Source organism: Sulfitobacter sp. PR48, from assembly GCF_028807335.1.
Lineage (GTDB): Bacteria > Pseudomonadota > Alphaproteobacteria > Rhodobacterales > Rhodobacteraceae > Sulfitobacter.
The window spans coordinates 36,445-52,190 of sequence record NZ_JARAMM010000002.1 but is presented as its reverse complement, the minus strand read 5'-3'; the positions used below and the strand labels follow the sequence as shown (position 1 = coordinate 52,190).

Annotated in this window: 18 protein-coding genes; 5 read left to right on the top strand and 13 right to left on the bottom strand. The window is 60.7% G+C overall.

The annotated features are described in order from the left end of the window. Nucleotides 1-37: 37 nt before the first annotated feature. Nucleotides 38-784 (top strand): bifunctional 2-polyprenyl-6-hydroxyphenol methylase/3-demethylubiquinol 3-O-methyltransferase UbiG, encoded by a 747-nt coding sequence (ubiG, locus tag PVW51_RS02975; protein ID WP_274573562.1) that lies wholly within the window; start codon nt 38-40, stop codon nt 782-784. On the opposite strand, the gene PVW51_RS02970 is transcribed toward ubiG, so the two are convergent. The 4 genes from PVW51_RS02970 to PVW51_RS02955 are packed head-to-tail and all read right to left on the bottom strand — an operon-like array spanning nt 771 to nt 3,089. Continuing rightward, on the bottom strand, nt 771-1,205 hold the full coding sequence (locus PVW51_RS02970) for a MarR family winged helix-turn-helix transcriptional regulator (protein ID WP_067297619.1): 435 nt from the start codon (nt 1,203-1,205) through the stop codon (nt 771-773). The two genes, ubiG and PVW51_RS02970, sit on opposite strands and share 14 nt — an antisense overlap. A 12-nt stretch (nt 1,206-1,217) precedes the next feature. Beyond that, nucleotides 1,218-2,060 carry a carbon-nitrogen hydrolase family protein gene (locus tag PVW51_RS02965; protein ID WP_274573561.1) on the bottom strand — a complete coding sequence of 281 codons (843 nt, stop codon included), beginning with the start codon at nt 2,058-2,060 and terminating at the stop codon, nt 1,218-1,220. After that, the gene (grxC, locus tag PVW51_RS02960) at nt 2,060-2,317 is read right to left on the bottom strand and encodes a glutaredoxin 3 (protein ID WP_274573559.1); all 258 of its coding nucleotides are present in this window, start codon (nt 2,315-2,317) and stop codon (nt 2,060-2,062) included. The genes PVW51_RS02965 and grxC overlap by 1 nt, the downstream gene beginning before the upstream one ends. A gap of 37 nt (nt 2,318-2,354) precedes the next feature. After that, nucleotides 2,355-3,089, bottom strand: a complete 735-nt coding sequence (locus PVW51_RS02955) for a ComF family protein (protein ID WP_274573558.1) — start codon at nt 3,087-3,089, stop codon at nt 2,355-2,357. An 11-nt stretch (nt 3,090-3,100) separates the two neighbouring features. Here PVW51_RS02955 and PVW51_RS02950 point away from each other — a divergent pair, with 11 nt between their 5' ends. Both PVW51_RS02950 and hemH read left to right on the top strand, forming a co-directional pair. Further along, nucleotides 3,101-3,919, top strand: coding sequence for an SAM-dependent methyltransferase (locus PVW51_RS02950; RefSeq protein WP_274573557.1), 819 nt, complete (start codon nt 3,101-3,103; stop codon nt 3,917-3,919). A 54-nt stretch (nt 3,920-3,973) separates the two neighbouring features. After that, nucleotides 3,974-5,020: a ferrochelatase gene (gene hemH / locus PVW51_RS02945; protein WP_274573556.1), complete on the top strand. Its 1,047-nt coding sequence runs from the start codon at nt 3,974-3,976 to the stop codon at nt 5,018-5,020. Nucleotides 5,021-5,125: 105 nt separating this feature from the next. Here the strand turns inward: hemH and PVW51_RS02940 are convergent, their stop codons facing one another. Continuing rightward, entirely contained in the window at nt 5,126-5,308 is a 183-nt protein-coding gene (locus PVW51_RS02940) for a hypothetical protein (protein ID WP_269363289.1), read from the bottom strand. A gap of 141 nt (nt 5,309-5,449) precedes the next feature. After that, nucleotides 5,450-6,061, bottom strand: a complete 612-nt coding sequence (locus PVW51_RS02935; protein ID WP_274573555.1) for a L,D-transpeptidase — start codon at nt 6,059-6,061, stop codon at nt 5,450-5,452. A 167-nt stretch (nt 6,062-6,228) separates the two neighbouring features. Here PVW51_RS02935 and PVW51_RS02930 point away from each other — a divergent pair, with 167 nt between their 5' ends. Next, the gene (locus PVW51_RS02930; RefSeq protein ID WP_269363287.1) at nt 6,229-6,738 is read left to right on the top strand and encodes a CAP domain-containing protein; all 510 of its coding nucleotides are present in this window, start codon (nt 6,229-6,231) and stop codon (nt 6,736-6,738) included. 19 nt (nt 6,739-6,757) lie between these two features. Here PVW51_RS02930 and PVW51_RS02925 read toward each other — a convergent pair whose 3' ends face one another. From PVW51_RS02925 to hslO, 7 genes are all read right to left on the bottom strand, one after another. Next, on the bottom strand, nt 6,758-7,255 hold the full coding sequence (locus tag PVW51_RS02925) for a L,D-transpeptidase family protein (protein WP_269363285.1): 498 nt from the start codon (nt 7,253-7,255) through the stop codon (nt 6,758-6,760). Nucleotides 7,256-7,386: 131 nt separating this feature from the next. Continuing rightward, nucleotides 7,387-8,601: a class I SAM-dependent RNA methyltransferase gene (locus PVW51_RS02920; protein ID WP_274573554.1), complete on the bottom strand. Its 1,215-nt coding sequence runs from the start codon at nt 8,599-8,601 to the stop codon at nt 7,387-7,389. A 39-nt stretch (nt 8,602-8,640) separates the two neighbouring features. Beyond that, nucleotides 8,641-10,470, bottom strand: a complete 1,830-nt coding sequence (locus tag PVW51_RS02915; protein WP_274573553.1) for an ABC transporter ATP-binding protein — start codon at nt 10,468-10,470, stop codon at nt 8,641-8,643. Then, the gene (locus PVW51_RS02910; protein WP_274573552.1) at nt 10,467-12,314 is read right to left on the bottom strand and encodes an ABC transporter ATP-binding protein; all 1,848 of its coding nucleotides are present in this window, start codon (nt 12,312-12,314) and stop codon (nt 10,467-10,469) included. The genes PVW51_RS02915 and PVW51_RS02910 overlap by 4 nt, the downstream gene beginning before the upstream one ends. Nucleotides 12,315-12,479: 165 nt before the next feature. Further along, nucleotides 12,480-13,658 carry a CCA tRNA nucleotidyltransferase gene (locus PVW51_RS02905; RefSeq protein WP_274573551.1) on the bottom strand — a complete coding sequence of 393 codons (1,179 nt, stop codon included), beginning with the start codon at nt 13,656-13,658 and terminating at the stop codon, nt 12,480-12,482. Beyond that, the gene (locus PVW51_RS02900; protein WP_269363275.1) at nt 13,634-14,233 is read right to left on the bottom strand and encodes a CoA pyrophosphatase; all 600 of its coding nucleotides are present in this window, start codon (nt 14,231-14,233) and stop codon (nt 13,634-13,636) included. Before PVW51_RS02900 ends, PVW51_RS02905 begins: the two co-directional genes overlap by 25 nt. After that, the gene (gene hslO, locus PVW51_RS02895) at nt 14,223-15,221 is read right to left on the bottom strand and encodes an Hsp33 family molecular chaperone HslO (RefSeq protein WP_269363273.1); all 999 of its coding nucleotides are present in this window, start codon (nt 15,219-15,221) and stop codon (nt 14,223-14,225) included. The genes PVW51_RS02900 and hslO overlap by 11 nt, the downstream gene beginning before the upstream one ends. 77 nt (nt 15,222-15,298) lie before the next feature. Here hslO and PVW51_RS02890 point away from each other — a divergent pair, with 77 nt between their 5' ends. Beyond that, nucleotides 15,299-15,745, top strand: a complete 447-nt coding sequence (locus PVW51_RS02890) for an NUDIX hydrolase (protein WP_274573550.1) — start codon at nt 15,299-15,301, stop codon at nt 15,743-15,745. The last annotated feature ends 1 nt before the right edge of the window (nt 15,746 follow it).

The window sequence follows — 15,746 nt, the reverse complement described above, 5'->3', positions numbered from 1 at the left end:
ATAGTGTCCAAGTCTACAAGAACATAGGAAGCGGAAAATGCAAATGTCTCGAACAACAGTTGATCCGTCAGAAATTTCCAAATTCGAAGCCATGGCCGCCGAATGGTGGGATCTGAACGGAAAGTTCAAGCCGCTGCACATGCTCAATCCCTGTCGGCTGGATTATATCACCAGCCAGATTGCCGGGGAATTCGACCGCGACCTGAAAGCCGCCGACCCTTTCAAGGGCCTGCGAATCCTCGATATCGGCTGCGGCGGCGGGCTGCTGGCAGAACCGATGGCGCGGCTGGGTGCGGATGTGGTCGGCGCCGATGCGGCGGAAGGGAATATTCCCGTGGCACGGGTCCACGCGGAACAATCCGGCCTCGATATCGACTACCGCCACACCACTGCCGAAGCGATGGCAGAGGCGGGCGAACGGTTCGATGTTGTCCTCAACATGGAAGTGGTCGAACATGTCGCTTCCCCGATTGATTACCTGACCGCCTGCCATGACCTGCTGAAACCGGGCGGGCTGCACATCTGTTCGACAATCAACCGAAATCCGAAATCCTTTGCCATGGCGATCGTGGGGGCGGAACACATCATGCGATGGCTGCCGAAAGGGACACATGAATGGTCCAAGTTCATCACCCCCGACGAATTGTTCGACCTGCTGCGGCAGGCAGGGCTTGAGCCGGTGGACCGCAAGGGGTTCGTATTCAACCCCATCGCCTGGACCTGGCGGCTGTCCGACAAGGACCTGAGCGTGAACTACGTGACGGCAAGCCTCAGGAAAGCTTGATCCGGATTTCGCGCAGGATCGGCAGGGCCGCGCGGGTCTGTTCCTCGCCCAGGCTTTCCACCACCTCGTTGATCATCGGCGCGATGGCAGCCACCGCATCGTCGCGTGCCTGCCGCCCCGCCGGGCTGATCGCGACCATCTTGCGCCGCGCATCGTCCCAGTCCGGGCGGATGTGGACATAGCCGGACCATTCCAGCTTGGTCAGGGTATTGGTCATCGCCCCGCGGGTGACACCGAACCGTTCGGCCAACCGCGCCGGGCTGCTTTCATCGCCCTGCCAGGAAAGATGGTTCAGCACCGAGAAATGCGAAATCTCCATTCCCTTCGGCAACACCCGTGTCAGACGACTGCGCACAGCGTGATCGGCCGCCAGCAACTCGCTGAACAGCATGATCGCAACTGTCTGACTGTCATCACTCATCTACCGACCTGATCAAGAAGCCACTTCAGGCGCATCAAACATGCGCGCGTTTGCCATGCTGGGGACCTTGCCCCGCGCTTTCGCGACATCATCCATATCCAGGGCAAAGTTGTAAACGCCGGCTGTGTCGCCTGCATCCAGCAGCACCTCGCCCCAGGGCGACACCACCAGCGAATGACCATAGCAATCCCGCGTCTTGTGTTCGGCGCTGGCATGGGTGCCCGTCTGCGCCGGGGCTATCACGAAACAGCCTGTCTCAATCGCCCGCGCCCTGAGCAGCGCATGCCAGTGGGCCGCACCGGTCACCGGCGAAAACGCCGCCGGCACGGTGATGATCTGCGCCCCGGCACGGGCCAATGCGTTGTAAAGCAGCGGAAACCGGACATCGTAACAGATGCTCAACCCGATCTTGCCAAAGGGCGTGTCGGCCACCACGGCCTGCGTGCCCGGACGGTAGCCCGCCGATTCGCGATAGGTCTCGCTCTCGTTTATCTGCACGTCGAACATGTGGATCTTGTCGTATCGCGCCACGATCCCGCCCTGCGGGTCGATCAGAAAGGACCGGTTGGCAAAACGCCCGTCCGCGTCCCCGGTCTTGAGCCCGAGCGACCCGATCAACAGCCAGATCCCCGCATCCGCCGCCGCCTTGCGCAGGGCGGCCAGGGTGATGTCCTCGTCTTCATGCAACAGCACGTCCTGCTGGTGGCTGCGGCTGGTCGACACGCAATTGGTCACTTCCGGCGTCAGAACAAACTCTGCCCCGGCGCGCACCGCCTCATCCAGCATGGCCAGCGTCTTGCCAAGGTTGTCCCCGGGGTCATCCGTGACATTCAGTTGCAGGATCGCGCCTTGCATCATGCAGCCAGCAAGCCATCCAGCTTGCCCTCGCGTTCAAGCGCGAAAAGATCGTCACATCCGCCCACATGGGTCTCCCCGATAAAGATCTGCGGAACGGTGCGCCCTCCGTTTGCCCGCTGGATCATTTCGGGTTTGAGGTCGGGGTTGGCCAATACGTCCACCTCGGAAAAGCTGACACCCTTCTGGTTCAGCAACCGTTTGGCGGCATGACAGAAACCGCAAAGCGGCGATGTGTAGATTTCGACGGGTTTCATTCGATATCCCTTTCAACAAGAAACGCTTAGAGGGGATTTAGGTGTCTTTGGCCACGCGCGCCAGTGTTACCACACAAACAGGTCCCGAACCTGCCGAATGACAGGCCTCCGTCGCGGCGGCCAATGTCGCGCCGGAGGTCATCACGTCATCCACCAGCAACACCGGCCGGTCACGGACTACGTCCCGCCGGGCCGGGTTGAGGCGGATGGCATTTTCAAGGGTCTTGCACCGTTCCTCCCGGCCCAGACCGTCCAGCGTGGGGGTCGCACGATACCGTTGCAGCAGATCGACACAGCACAGATGCCCCGATTCCCGTGCCATCGCGCGGGCCAGCAAAGCCGACTGGTTGTACCTGCGCCTGATCCTGCGCCGCCAATGAAGCGGAACAGGGGCGATCAGGGTGTCGGGCTGCAGTACAGGTCGCGCAGCTGTTGTCATCCAGCGGCCTGCGGGCCGCGCAATCTCCTGACGGTCCCCGTGTTTCAGCGCCAGCACCAGCTTGCGCCCGGTATTGGCGTACAACAGTGCCGCGCGCCCCTGCACCCAGGGGCGCGTGCTTTGCAGGCAGGAATCGCAGAATAATACATCGCCCCCCGACAGGCCGGGCAATGGTGCACCACATTGGTCACAGATCGTGCCGCCGATGAAAGACGTGTCGCGCCAACATGGTCCGCAGAGGCCAAAGTCGCTGTCCACGATTTCACCGCAGGTCAGACATCGCGCAGGATAGATGGCGTTCAACGCGGTTTGCAGTCTATCCAACAACGGCATATTGACCTCCCATGACCACGCCATCGCCCCTGACCGACTTGACTGCACTGTCCCTTCGACGCGCGCGCGCAACGCCCGAGGCGCTGTTCCTGCATCAACAGGCCATCGACGAGATTCAGGATCGGCTCGGGATGGTTAACAAGTCCTTTACCGCGCCGGCCGTGGTCACGGATTTTCCCGCCGTCTGGGGTGACCTGCTGCCAGAAGCGACGGTTGTTCCCGCCTCGGATGTCCTGTCGCTGGAGGTGGGGGCGCATGACCTTGTGATCCACGGCATGTCGCTGCATTGGGCCAATGACCCTGTCGGGCAGCTGATCCAGTGCCGCCGGGCGCTGCGCGCGGACGGTCTGTTTGTCTCTGCCGCTTTTGGTGGGCAGACCCTGCAGGAATTGCGCGCCTGTCTGGGTCAGGCCGAAGCCTCGGTTACCGGTGGCATGTCCCCTCGTGTCGCGCCCATGGCCGAACTCCGCGACATGGGCGGGCTGCTGCAGCGGGCCGGTTTTGCGCTGCCGGTGGCGGATGCCGTGCCTCTGACCGTTTCTTACCAGGACGCCTGGGCCCTGATGCGCGACCTGCGCGCGATGGGCGAATCCAACGCCCTGTCAGCACGGCTGCGACGGCCCACCGCCCGCGCCGTGATTGAAACCGCGGCACAGCTTTATCAAAACCATTTCAATGATGGCGAAGGCCGTGTGATTGCCACCTTCGAACTGATTTTCCTGACCGGCTGGGCCCCGGACGAAAGCCAGCAGAAACCGCTGCGGCCCGGTTCCGCACAACAGCGCCTGGCGGATGCCCTGAACACGGATGAGACAAAGTTGCGCAATTGACCCTGCGTTGAAACCGGCTATTTCAGCACGACACTGGTGACCAAGGACAGAATTATGCAAGCCGCGCGCCCGCAACATGCCAACGCCGACCATCCCGCTGTCCCCAGGGAACGTGTCGGCGTTCTGCTGGCGAACCTCGGCACGCCTGACAATTATGACTACTGGTCGATGCGCCGTTACCTTGGAGAATTCCTGTCGGATCGCCGGGTCATCGACTATTCCCCATGGCTCTGGCAGCCGCTGCTGCAACTGGTCATCCTCAGCAAACGCCCCTTCACCAGCGGCGCCGCCTACAAGAGCATCTGGAACCATGCCGCCGGTGAAAGCCCGTTGATGACCATTACCAAGGCGCAGACCGCCAAGATGGCGGCAGCGCTGAAAGAACGTTACGGCAATGACGTGATGGTTGATTTCTGCATGCGTTACGGAAACCCGTCAACGCAGTCCAAGGTTGCCGCAATGACTGCGGCAGGCTGCACGAAGATCCTGTTCTTTCCGCTTTATCCGCAATACGCAGGGGCAACATCAGCCACGGCCTGCGACGCGTTCTTTGCCGCTTTGGGCAAGGAAAAATGGCAACCGATCGCGCGGGTTGTCGAACCCTACTTTGACCGCCCCGACTATATCGAGGCGCTCGCCCAATCTGTCGAGCGCGCCTATGCCGCGGCGGAGAAGCGGCCGGATATCCTGATCTGTTCTTATCATGGTGTCCCCATCCGCTACCTGATGGAGGGCGACCCCTACCATTGCCAATGCCAGAAAACGACGCGCCTGCTGAAAGAGCGGCTGGGCTGGGACGACACCCAGATCATGACGACCTTCCAATCGAAATTCGGCCCCGAGGAATGGCTGCAGCCCTACACCGTCGAAGAAGTTGCCCGGCAGGCCAAAGCAGGCAAAAAAACCATCGCGGTCTGCGCACCCGCCTTTTCAGCGGATTGCATCGAAACGCTGGAAGAGATCAACGAAGAGATCAAGGAAAGCTTTGAAGAGGCGGGGGGCGAAAGCTTTACCTATATCCCCTGCCTCAACGATGAAGACGCGCATATCACGGCGCTGTCGAACGCGGTTCAGGAGAATCTGAAGGGCTGGCTGGACTGACTGGCTGAACCTGCGACGCAAGTTGCCCTTGCCGGGAAACATGCCCCGGAACGCAAAAAAGGCGGTGCAGAACACCGCCTTTTTCGATTTAGATGTCGCTCTGAATTAGTCAGAAGCAACAGCAGCGGCAACAACGGCCAGCAGCAGCAGAGGAACCAGAACACCGGAAGAAGAAGAAGATGCTTCTTCAACGATGACGGGTGCTTCCACGATCGGCTCTGCCAGCGAACCAGCGTAAGCAGTCGATGCAGCGGCTGTCAGAGCAGCGGCGAGAACGAGTTTTTTCATAGTATAACCTCCAGAAAAGGCGTGTTGCACAATCGTGCACGCACGCACCCAAGACTTACCTCGTAAAACTTTCTAAACAGCATAACCGGGGGATTGCAAACCCGGATTCCGTTTTTGCGCCTTACAAGTCCTGAAATGTCGTCAAATAAGCAACACTTGCGTGCCGACCTTGGTCATGCTGAACAATTCCGCAATGTGTTCATTATAAAGACCAATACAGCCGTTCGACGACCGCCGTCCGATCTTGCGGGTGTCGTGGGTGCCGTGGATCCGGTAGTAGGTCCAGCTCAGGTACAGCGCGTGGGTGCCAAGGGGGTTATCCGGGCCCGGTCCGATGAATTCGGGCCACTCCGGATTGCGCTGCAGCATGGACGGCGTCGGCCGCCAGCTTGGCCCCACGACCTTTTGCACAACACTTGTCCGGCCCCGCCGCGTCAGGTCCTCCGTCAGAGGGACCGAGGAGGGGTAAAGCTTGTAGACGCTCTGATCTTCCGACCAGAAATGCACTGCGCGGCTGTCGATATCGACCAGAACCGCGCCGTTGCGGGTGTTGTCGAAATAGGGGCGCCAATCCAGCGTCCGGAAGCTGGAGATGTTGCGGCGGACCGTCTCGGTAAGATCACGTTCGGTCTGGGTTGTCGCCTCGGAGTTCACGTTTGACGAGGTCTGTGCCAAAACGGGCGAAGCGATCAGGGCGGCGGATCCTGCAAGGAAGGCCCGACGGCTGCTTAATTTTTGGTGCTTGTCGGACATTATCATGTCTCCATCAAAAAGGAATTTTGAGATTCTTCCCGATATATGACCCCAAAGCCTCAGTATCAAATCAAAGACCCGTCATCAGGCAAGGTAACGCCGATGTGCGTTTGAACTGCAACGCTGTCCGCTGTAGGAGGGGCAAAACAAACTCGTGGAGCTATGCCGTGATCCGTATCCTGTCCGTCCTGATGGCAATCTGCCTCGCCTTGTCTGCCTGTGCGCCAGTCACCCCCCAAATTGGCTCTGATGGCAAACCGCTGCCCAAGGCCTATCGCATCCGCGCCGGCGAAACAGGCAAGATTCAGTTCAGAATGCTTGATTCCGTCAATGCCCTGCGCAGCGCCGCCGGACAGGCGACCGTGGAACTGAACCCGCAGCTGAACGCTGCTGCCGCCACGCATTCCCGTGACATGTCGGTACAGAATCGGCCCTGGCACTTCGGCTCTGACGGGTCCTCCCCGATCGACCGGATCGCCCGCGTCGGCTATACCGGTCACCTGATCGGCGAAACGATTTCCGAGACCTACGAATCGGAGCTGGAGACCCTGGCCGCCTGGATGGAGCAACCGGATACCCGTCGCGTCATCATGTCGCCGGATGCGCGCAACATGGGCTTTTCCTGGTTTCAGGAACCGGGTGGCAAGATCTGGTGGACGCTGGTGATGGGGAACTGATCAGCAGTTCCCCTGCCCTTCACGGGTTCAGCAGGATCGGTGTACCGTCCCGCACCATCGCATAGATGTTTTCGATATCCTTGTTCCGGACAGCGATGCAGCCCCAGGTCCAGTCGCCCTTGTCCTTGCGCGACGGGTGTTTCTGGCCATGGATGAAGATGTCGCCGCCGGGCTTCTGACCCAGCTCTTCCGCGCGCCTGCGATCCTCTTCGTTGGGATATGAAATCCCAATCGACAGGTGGAAACGGCTGTTCGGATTGCGGCGGTCGATGATGTAGGTGCCTTCCGGCGTCTTGCCGTCGCCTTCGACCGTCTTGTGCCCGACCGGAGCAAATCCAAGATGAATCGGATATTCCTCCAGCACCCTGTCATGATGCAGCAGCCACATCTTGCGATCCTGCTTGTTCACGACGACATAGGTGACTTCGGGGCCGTTATAGCGCTTGAACTTGCTGTTGCTGCACGCACCCAGTGCCACCAGCGCGGTGCCGCCCAGAATAAGTGTTCTGCGTTTCATTTGTTTTCGATCCTGCCTGACGGGTCAAATGTATCTTTGTTCCCCGCTATCACATACCCCAAAACGGGCTGTTCAAAAAGTGGTGAGACACAAGAATTTTCACACTGCGGCATCAGAACAGGGCGCAGACGCTATCTGGAGAAACACGCGGCAAGTTCAACATGTGACGACCAGCGAAACTGGTCCACGACCTGCACCCAATCCAGCGTATATCCACCGCCCACCAACATTGCGGCATCGCGCGCAAAGGTCACCGGATTGCACGAAACATAGGCAATACGCGGCACTTTGGCCGGAATGATTTCCACCACCTGCCGCTCGGCTCCGGCGCGCGGCGGGTCCAGCACGATGGCATCCATCCTGGCCAGTTCATCCGGCAGCATCGGACGCCGGTAGAGGTCGCGCGCCTGGGTTGTGACCGGTTTCAGCCCCTCGGCCATGCGCCATCCGTGATCGAGCGCTTCCAGCATTTCCGCTGCGCTTTCCACCGCCAGGACACTGGCGTTTTCCGCCAGGGGCAATGTGAATGTTCCGCATCCGGCGAACAGGTCGGCAATCCGGGCCGCCGGGCCTACTGCCTCCCTGACCGCAGCGCAAAGCGCCGCTTCACCCTCTTTGGTGGCCTGCAGGAATGCGCCCGGCGGTGGCGTCACCCTGGCCCTGCCGAAATGCTGCACCGGGGGCACGCGCATCGCGACGGTCTCATTATCCCAACTCAACCGCGCAAGCCCAAGCTCTTCGGTCACCTGTGCCAGGGCCTGGCGCAGGGGCCCATCCAGCGGTTTGCCCTGCGCAGCGGCAACATCCAGCCCCACATCGCTTTGCGTGACCGTCACGGCCAGCGCCGCTTTGCGGCTGGTGCCGATCATGGCCAACCGTTCCGCAATGGCCAGACCAGCCATGAGATCGGGATGCAGCAGCTTGCAATCGGGAATCTCGACGATCACGTCGGATGCACGGCCGTGGAACCCGGCCATGGCGCCCTTCTTGGTTCGGCGCGCGGCAAAAGCGGCCCTGCGGCGCGACTGCGGCGGGGAGGTGACGATGGGACGGAATTCAGTCTCTAACCCATGGGCATTCAACGAAATCCGAACGAATTCCTGTTTCCAGCCCGCAACGAAATCATCCGAGGCATGCTGCAACTGACACCCGCCGCAGGACTTGTAGTGGCGGCAGGGCGGCGACACCCGTTGATCCGACGGCGTCACGATCCGGACATTGGTAAGCGTCTCGCCCTCGACCTCGCCGGAAACGATCTCGCCCGGCAGGGTCATGGGCGCGTAAATCGGGCCACTTGCGATACCGTCACCGTGGTGACCCAAACGAATGATCTGATGTTCTGTCATACCAGCGCCATATCCTGTGCACGGGCATAGAAAAAGGGCCTATTCCGCCGCCGCCAAATCGAGGAACCCGCCAGACTGCCGGTGCCAGTAGCGGGCATAAAGCCCATCCTCGGCCAACAGGCTCTCATGCGTCCCCTCTTCAACGATCCGGCCCGCGTCCATCACGATGATCCGGTCCATATCCGTGAGCGTGGACAGGCGGTGCGCCACGGCCAGCACCGTCTTGCCCTCCATCACACGGGTCAACGCAGCCTGGATCGACGCTTCGACCTCACTGTCGAGCGCGCTGGTCGCTTCATCCAGCACAAGGATCGGTGCATCCTTGAGAATGGCGCGGGCCAAAGCGATCCGCTGGCGCTGACCGCCCGAAAGCTTCACACCCCGCTCGCCCAGATGCGCATCGTATCCCTTGCGGCCCTTGTGGTCCTGCATGTTCTCGATGAACTCATGCGCCTCGGCCTTGCGCGCAGCCGCGATAACCTCGTCGCGGGTCGCGTCAGGCTTGCCGTATCTGATGTTGTCAAAGGCTGAGCGGTTGAACATCGCGGTTTCCTGCGTGACCATGCCGATCTGCCGCCGCAGGCTTTCCTGCGTCACATGGGCAATGTCCTGACCGTCAATCAGAATACGGCCCTTCTCCAGCGGATAGAGCCGCAAAAGAAGCGAAACCAGGCTGGATTTTCCCGCACCCGACGCCCCGACCACACCCAGTTTCTCCCCCGGTGCAATGGTCAGTGACAAATGCTCGACACCGCCGCCGCCGCGCCCATAGGTGTAACGCACATCGTCAAAGACGATATCGCCCTGCGCCGCCTCAAGGTCGGTCGCGTCCTTGGCATCAAGTAGGGTCTGCGCCGGGGTCAGGGTGCGCATCCCGTCCTCGACCTCGCCCAGGTTGGCATAAAGCGCCATCAACGTGAAACTGACCCAGCCGGTCATCTGCGCCAGACGCAGTGACACGGCGCCGGTGGCAGCGATGTCGCCTGCCGTCACCAGCCCCAGCGACCAATACCAAAGCGCACCACCCACCAGCAGCACGGGCAGCAGGCCTGCAATTGTCATCAGCCAGAACCGGAACGAAACGCTGACCTTGCCAAAGGCCAGCGAAGTATCGCGAAACCTGCTCATCGCGCCCAGCGCGGCGCGGTCCTCATGCTCGGCATGGGCAAACAGCTTGACCGTTTTGATATTGGTGATCGTGTCGACCACCTGCCCCGTCACCATGGCGCGGGCAGATGCGCGCGCCTTTGACCGGCTCCGCACAAGCGGCATGTAGCGGCGGATCAAAAGGACGTAGCCGCCCATCCACACCACCAGCCCCAGCGCGATGCGCCAATCCACTGTGCCCAGCAACATTACCGCCCCGACAAAGGACGCCAGCGCAAAAAGAACCGTGTGGATCATCTCGATCACCACATCGGTCAGGGCGCGCCCGGTCTGCATTTCCTTTTGCGAGATTCGGCCGGCAAAATCGTTGTCAAAGAAGGTGACCGCCTGCCCCAGCGTATAGCGATGCAACCGCGACAGGACGAGGTTGAACACATTCGGCCCGATGACGATGGACTGCATGAAGGAACTGGCACCAAAGAGCGCCGGGCGCAGGATCACAAAGAAGGCCAGAGACAACAGCAAGATACCCGATTGATCCCGAAAGACCGACCCCGCGTCAGAAGACAGCGCCGCATCCACGACCATACCAAGGATCAACGCTGCCATCACCTCGACCACGCCAGCCAGGATCGACAGCACCGATGCTGTGGCCAGCGCCGACCCGGACCCCTTGAGGGTCCAGCGGAAGAATCCCATCAGGTGCCGCGGCGGCGGGCTGTCGCTTTTGGAGAACGGGTCGATCCAGTTGGCAAGTCTCACGCGGGTGTCTCTTCCATATCCATCGTCAGGAAGCCGCCGGACTGGCGGTTCCAGAAATCTGCATATAGTCCGCCCTGGGCCAAAAGCGCGTCATGAGTGCCGTCTTCGACAATAGCACCTTGATCCAGAACGATAATCCGATCCATTTCCGCAATTGTGGAAAGCCGGTGTGCAATTGCGATCACCGTCTTGCCCGCCATCATGCCATAAAGCGTCTCCTGAATGGCCGCCTCCACCTCGCTGTCGAGCGCGCTTGTCGCTTCGTCCAGCAACAGAATTGGCGCGTCTTTCAGGATCACCCGGGCCAGCGTGATCCGCTGGCGCTGCCCGCCGGACAGCTTTACGCCACGCTCGCCCACACGCGAATCGTAACCCTTCCGCCCTTCGGGATCGACGAGATCCTGGATGAAATCATGCGCCTGCGCCTGCTTCGACGCGGCAATCATCTGGGCCTCGGATGCTTCGGGATTGCCGTAGATGATATTGTCGCGCACCGACCGGTGCAGCAGGGAACTGTCCTGCTGGACCATGCCGATCTGCCGCCGCAGGCTGTCCTGGCGGACGGTCGTGATGTCCTGCCCGTCGATCAGGATCTGGCCTGCCTCCGGGTCATAGAACCGCAGCAACAGCTTTACCAAGGTCGACTTTCCCGCACCGGAACGGCCAACAAGGCCAATCCGCTCCCCCGGTTTGATGGTCAGGGAAATGTCGTTCAGCCCGCCCGAATAGCGCCCGTAGTGATGCGACAGGCCCTTGATCTCGATACGGCCGTGTTCCAGCTTCAGGGGTGCCGCACCTTTCTGGTCGGTCAGCGTGACGGGTTGCGCAATCGTCTCCATCCCCTCCGCGACCACGCCAAGCTCACGGAAGAATGACGACAGCGCCCACATGATCCAGCCGGTCATGGCGTTAAGCCGCAATGTCAGCGCAGAGGCCGCTGCAACGACACCGACACTGGCCTCGCCCGCGATCCAGAGCGCCAGCGCCCAGCCGACAACACCCACGATCAAGACGCCATTCAGGGCCACCAGAACGACATCCATGACCGTAAAGATCCGCATCTCGTTCTGAATGGTGACGCGGGTCTTCTCGATGGCTTCCTTGGCAAAGCTGACTTCCAAGTCGTGATGCGCGAACATCTTGACCGAATGGATGTTGGTATAGGCATCCACCACGCGCCCGGTCACCATGGACCGCGCATCAGATGCGGCCTTGGACGCCGGCCCGACACGGGTAACAGTCCATTTCACAAGCGCCGCGTAAAGGGCAAACCAGATCAAAAGCGGCACTAACAAGCGCCAATCAGAGGTGGACAGCAGAATCGCCGCGCCGATCATATAGGCCAGCGCATAAGACATCGCATCGAACACCTGGAACACCACTTCACCCGCAGCGGGCGGCGTCTGCATGATGCGGTTGGCGATCCGGCCCGCAAAATCGTTCTCGAACCAGCCGACAGACTGCCGCAGCACATGCCGGTGGGCGCGCCAACGGATCAGCGTGCCAAAATTCGGCAGAATGGCGTTGTTCAGCAAGGCCACGTCGAACCCCTGCAGAAGCGGGCGCAGGATCAGCACGAAGGCCGCAACGCAGATAAATTCGATGCCGTGATCGGCCCAGATCTGTGCGGGATCGCTATCCAGCAGATCAACAAGACGTCCCATGTAATAGATCAGCCCGATTTCGATCGCGGCAACAATGATGGACATCACCCCGGTGAGCATGAAGACCTTTTTGAAAGGGATGGAATACTCACGCAGAAACGGCCAGAGCTTGCGTGGCGGCGTATCAGACTCTGAATAGGCAATATAAGGGTCGACGAGATTCTCGAAAAAACGAAACATGGCAGGGGCCTTGGGCAGAAACAGCAAAATGCACCGGCGCGCCGGGCGAGCCAGTCGGGACGTGGGTTATGTCAGACTTATCTGAACCAGATCCCGCGGTACATTTTGCAACCCTCCAAGTTTATGCATTTACATTTATTGGATGCGCTCTGTTCTGTCGAGACCTCAAAATGTACCAATCAATGCCTCGCGGCTCAGGGCAAAGCCCGAGGCGATCCATTTGCTTTCCAGTTCCGCCAGGCGCGCGCCCAGCGCGGGCCCCTGATATGCCGGCATGAGGTCACGGGCGGAGACCGGAAACACCGCCCGGGCGGCGCTCTGAATCGTCTCTAAACAACCTTTTTCCGGCAGTTCACCGTTCAGGGCACAGCGCATCAGCATCACCTGTTCGGCGATGCGGAGGCCATGACGATAGGCGACCTCCGCCAGGGGCGGCCCCATCCATCCGATCTGATGCAGCAAGGCGAGATTCCGCGCATCCGACTTGCTGAGGCGCAACCGTGCCGCGATGTCATCGCCGCCCAGAACGGCAAGTCGGCCAGACCAGTCGGGGGTAATGTTGCAGATCGATTCCAGATGTACGAAGGGTGCCAGGAACCTGTCATCACTCCCCGGCAGGATGGCGTGCAAAACACCGATGGCCCGCATGACGGCAACCGCCTGCGACGGGTCGGGCGCACCCAACAGCTTGATGATCTCCTGTCCGACCCGCTCTGCCGAAAGCGTCTCTAAACCGTGCAGATTTTCTGAAATGCTTGCCAGCGTGTCCGGCTCGAAACCACCGTCCAGGTCCGCGTAATAGGCGCAGAAACGAAAGTACCGCAGGATGCGCAGGTAATCTTCCCGGATGCGGGCGGCGGGGTCTTCGATGAAGCGGACCCGGCGCGCCCAAAGGTCCGGCAGACCGCCCAGCGGATCCACCACCACCCCCTGCGGCGTGGCATAAAGCGCGTTCATGGTGAAATCTCGCCGCCGCGCATCATCTGCGATATCCGTGGAAAAGGCGACAACCGCACGACGCCCGTCTGTTTCCACATCCCGCCTGAAGGTCGTCACCTCGAAAGCGGTTCCATCCTGCACGACTGTCACCGTGCCGTGGTCGATCCCCGTGGGAACTGCCCGCATCCCGGCCCTTTCGGCCAAGGCCATAACCTCTTCCGGGCGTGCATCCGTTGCCAGATCCACGTCGCTGGCGGGCGCATGCAGCAAGGCATTTCGCACGCAGCCACCCACAAAATAGATATCGAAACCCGCCTCCGTCACGGCGCTGCACACCGCCTGAGCGGCGGGATCGCGCAGCCAATCGGTATCGGCTGGAATCAGGTTTTCATCCGCTCTGTCCATTCCCGCAACATACGCGCGGTTGCGCCCCAAATGTAATAGGGACCGTAAGGTACGGTGAAATAGTGCCGCAAACTGCCGCGCCACCGCCGGGACTGCACCAGGTAGTTGGCAGGATCCAGTACATGCGACAGTGGAACAGAAAACACCTCTGCCACTTCGCCGGGCTCGGGCCTGATATCAAATCTGTCCCGGATCAGACCGATCACCGGCGTCACGGCAAAGCTGGTGACCGTATCATGCACCGGCAGCGTGCCCAGCACCTCGACATTTTCAGGCGGCAAGCCGATTTCCTCATGCGCTTCGCGCAGCGCCGCAGCGATGCTATCGGCATCACCCGGGTCCTGCTTGCCTCCCGGAAAGGCGATCTGCCCCGGATGATGTTTCAACGCGGAAGATCTTTTTGTCAGCAACAGTTCCAGCCGGCCATCGACCAGCTGGATTGGTGCCAGAACCCCGGCGGGCCGAGACACACGCCCCTCGGGCAGGACCACGTCGGGGTTCAGATCGAAATCTGATGTCGCCACGCCCGGATGCAGCAAGGCTGCGCGGATGCGGTCAATCTGATCATTTGCCATTCTGCCCTTCCGCCTCGAAACCGACTGTGGCCGGGTCGAGATCGTAATGGGCGCCGCAAAACTGGCAGTCCGCCGTGACGCGCCCCTGATCCGTGGTCATCTTTTCGATGTCCCGGGCCGAATAGATCGAAAGGCTCTGGCGCACCTTTTCCTCAGAGCAGCTGCAGCCAAAACGAACGGCCTGCGCGTCAAACACCCTGGGCTGTTCCTCGTGAAACAGCCGCAGCAAAAGGTCCGTGGGCGGGACGCTGGGCCCGATCAGCTCCAGGTCTTCAACCGTATCGAGCAGGACATTCACCCGGTTCCAGTTTTCCTCGTCCTCGCCATCGACAAGGTCATGGGCCTGCAGCACCTCGCCCGACCCTTCGCCCTTGGCCGCAAAAGGCGACGCCTTGGGCATATGTTGCAACATCACACCGCCCGCGCGCCAGTGTTCTGCCACGTCAGGGCCGGAGGACCGGCCAAAGCTGAGTGAGAACCGTGTCGGCAGCTGCTCTGACTGGGCGAAATACGCCTCGGCACAGGCCGCTAGGGAACCGCCGTTCAAGGGTGTGATGCCCTGATAGGGGGTCATCCCTTTGCCCTGGTCAATCATGATTGCAAAATACCCTTCGCCCACCTGTTCGAAGGGCGCCGCATCTGTCAGCCGATCCGCATCATAGCTGGCATAGGCTCTGATACGGGCCGATTTACCGTCAGCCTCCGGCGCATAGTAATCGGTGGCGATCATCCGCACCGCGCCTTTCGACTGCACCTGCAGGGACAATTTCCAGCGCAGTTTGATCGTCTGGCCGATCAGGGCGGTCAGCAATGCCATCTCGGCCACAAGCGCCTCGACCTGCGGCGGATAGTTGTGCTGGCGCAGCACCCCTTCCAACACGCCATCCAGACGGGCCACCCGACCACGAATGTTCGAATGGTCCAGTTGAAACGGCAATACGCTGTCATCCCAGGCGATCTTGTTTCCTGGCAGGGTTGGAGAAGTCATGGGGGTTTCCTTATCGCGGGTCGCTTGGCATACCGCGTCTATATAGGAGCAGCAACCCGGGGATAAAGGGGACGGTCATGATCAGGCGTATGGGCATGCCACCGCAAAAGAACCGGTCCTACCGCCTGCGGCCGGGAGCATATGCCATTCTGCCCCTCAAGACCCGTTTCCTGATGACTGCGCAGGTGACCCCGGAAATCGACGTGCAATTGCCGGGCGGCGGCATAGATCCGGGCGAATCGCCAATGCAGGCGCTGCACCGCGAAGTAATGGAGGAAATCGGATGGCGCATCGCGGCCCCCCGCAGGCTGGGTGCCTTCCGGCGGTTCGTCTTCATGCCGGAATACGACCTCTGGGCCGAAAAGCTGTGTACCGTCTATGTCGCCCGCCCGGTGAGAGAGATCGCACCGCCGACAGAACCGGATCATGTCACCCTGGTTCTCTCTGCCTCGGAATGTATCGAAAACCTTGGGAATGACGGCGACCGGCTGATGTTCCAGCGGTATCTGGCGCTGCTGACCTGAG

What these genes read in the sequence shown, in the direction of transcription:
- ubiG (WP_274573562.1), top strand. Translation starts at nt 38, where the DNA reads ATGCAAATGTCTCGAACAACAGTTGATCCGTCAGAAATTTCCAAATTC.
- PVW51_RS02970 (WP_067297619.1), bottom strand. Translation starts at nt 1,205, where the DNA reads ATGAGTGATGACAGTCAGACAGTTGCGATCATGCTGTTCAGCGAGTTG.
- PVW51_RS02965 (WP_274573561.1), bottom strand. Translation starts at nt 2,060, where the DNA reads ATGCAAGGCGCGATCCTGCAACTGAATGTCACGGATGACCCCGGGGAC.
- grxC (WP_274573559.1), bottom strand. Translation starts at nt 2,317, where the DNA reads ATGAAACCCGTCGAAATCTACACATCGCCGCTTTGCGGTTTCTGTCAT.
- PVW51_RS02955 (WP_274573558.1), bottom strand. Translation starts at nt 3,089, where the DNA reads ATGCCGTTGTTGGATAGACTGCAAACCGCGTTGAACGCCATCTATCCT.
- PVW51_RS02950 (WP_274573557.1), top strand. Translation starts at nt 3,101, where the DNA reads ATGACCACGCCATCGCCCCTGACCGACTTGACTGCACTGTCCCTTCGA.
- hemH (WP_274573556.1), top strand. Translation starts at nt 3,974, where the DNA reads ATGCAAGCCGCGCGCCCGCAACATGCCAACGCCGACCATCCCGCTGTC.
- PVW51_RS02940 (WP_269363289.1), bottom strand. Translation starts at nt 5,308, where the DNA reads ATGAAAAAACTCGTTCTCGCCGCTGCTCTGACAGCCGCTGCATCGACT.
- PVW51_RS02935 (WP_274573555.1), bottom strand. Translation starts at nt 6,061, where the DNA reads ATGTCCGACAAGCACCAAAAATTAAGCAGCCGTCGGGCCTTCCTTGCA.
- PVW51_RS02925 (WP_269363285.1), bottom strand. Translation starts at nt 7,255, where the DNA reads ATGAAACGCAGAACACTTATTCTGGGCGGCACCGCGCTGGTGGCACTG.
- PVW51_RS02920 (WP_274573554.1), bottom strand. Translation starts at nt 8,601, where the DNA reads ATGACAGAACATCAGATCATTCGTTTGGGTCACCACGGTGACGGTATC.
- PVW51_RS02910 (WP_274573552.1), bottom strand. Translation starts at nt 12,314, where the DNA reads ATGTTTCGTTTTTTCGAGAATCTCGTCGACCCTTATATTGCCTATTCA.
- PVW51_RS02905 (WP_274573551.1), bottom strand. Translation starts at nt 13,658, where the DNA reads ATGGACAGAGCGGATGAAAACCTGATTCCAGCCGATACCGATTGGCTG.
- PVW51_RS02900 (WP_269363275.1), bottom strand. Translation starts at nt 14,233, where the DNA reads ATGGCAAATGATCAGATTGACCGCATCCGCGCAGCCTTGCTGCATCCG.
- hslO (WP_269363273.1), bottom strand. Translation starts at nt 15,221, where the DNA reads ATGACTTCTCCAACCCTGCCAGGAAACAAGATCGCCTGGGATGACAGC.
- PVW51_RS02890 (WP_274573550.1), top strand. Translation starts at nt 15,299, where the DNA reads ATGATCAGGCGTATGGGCATGCCACCGCAAAAGAACCGGTCCTACCGC.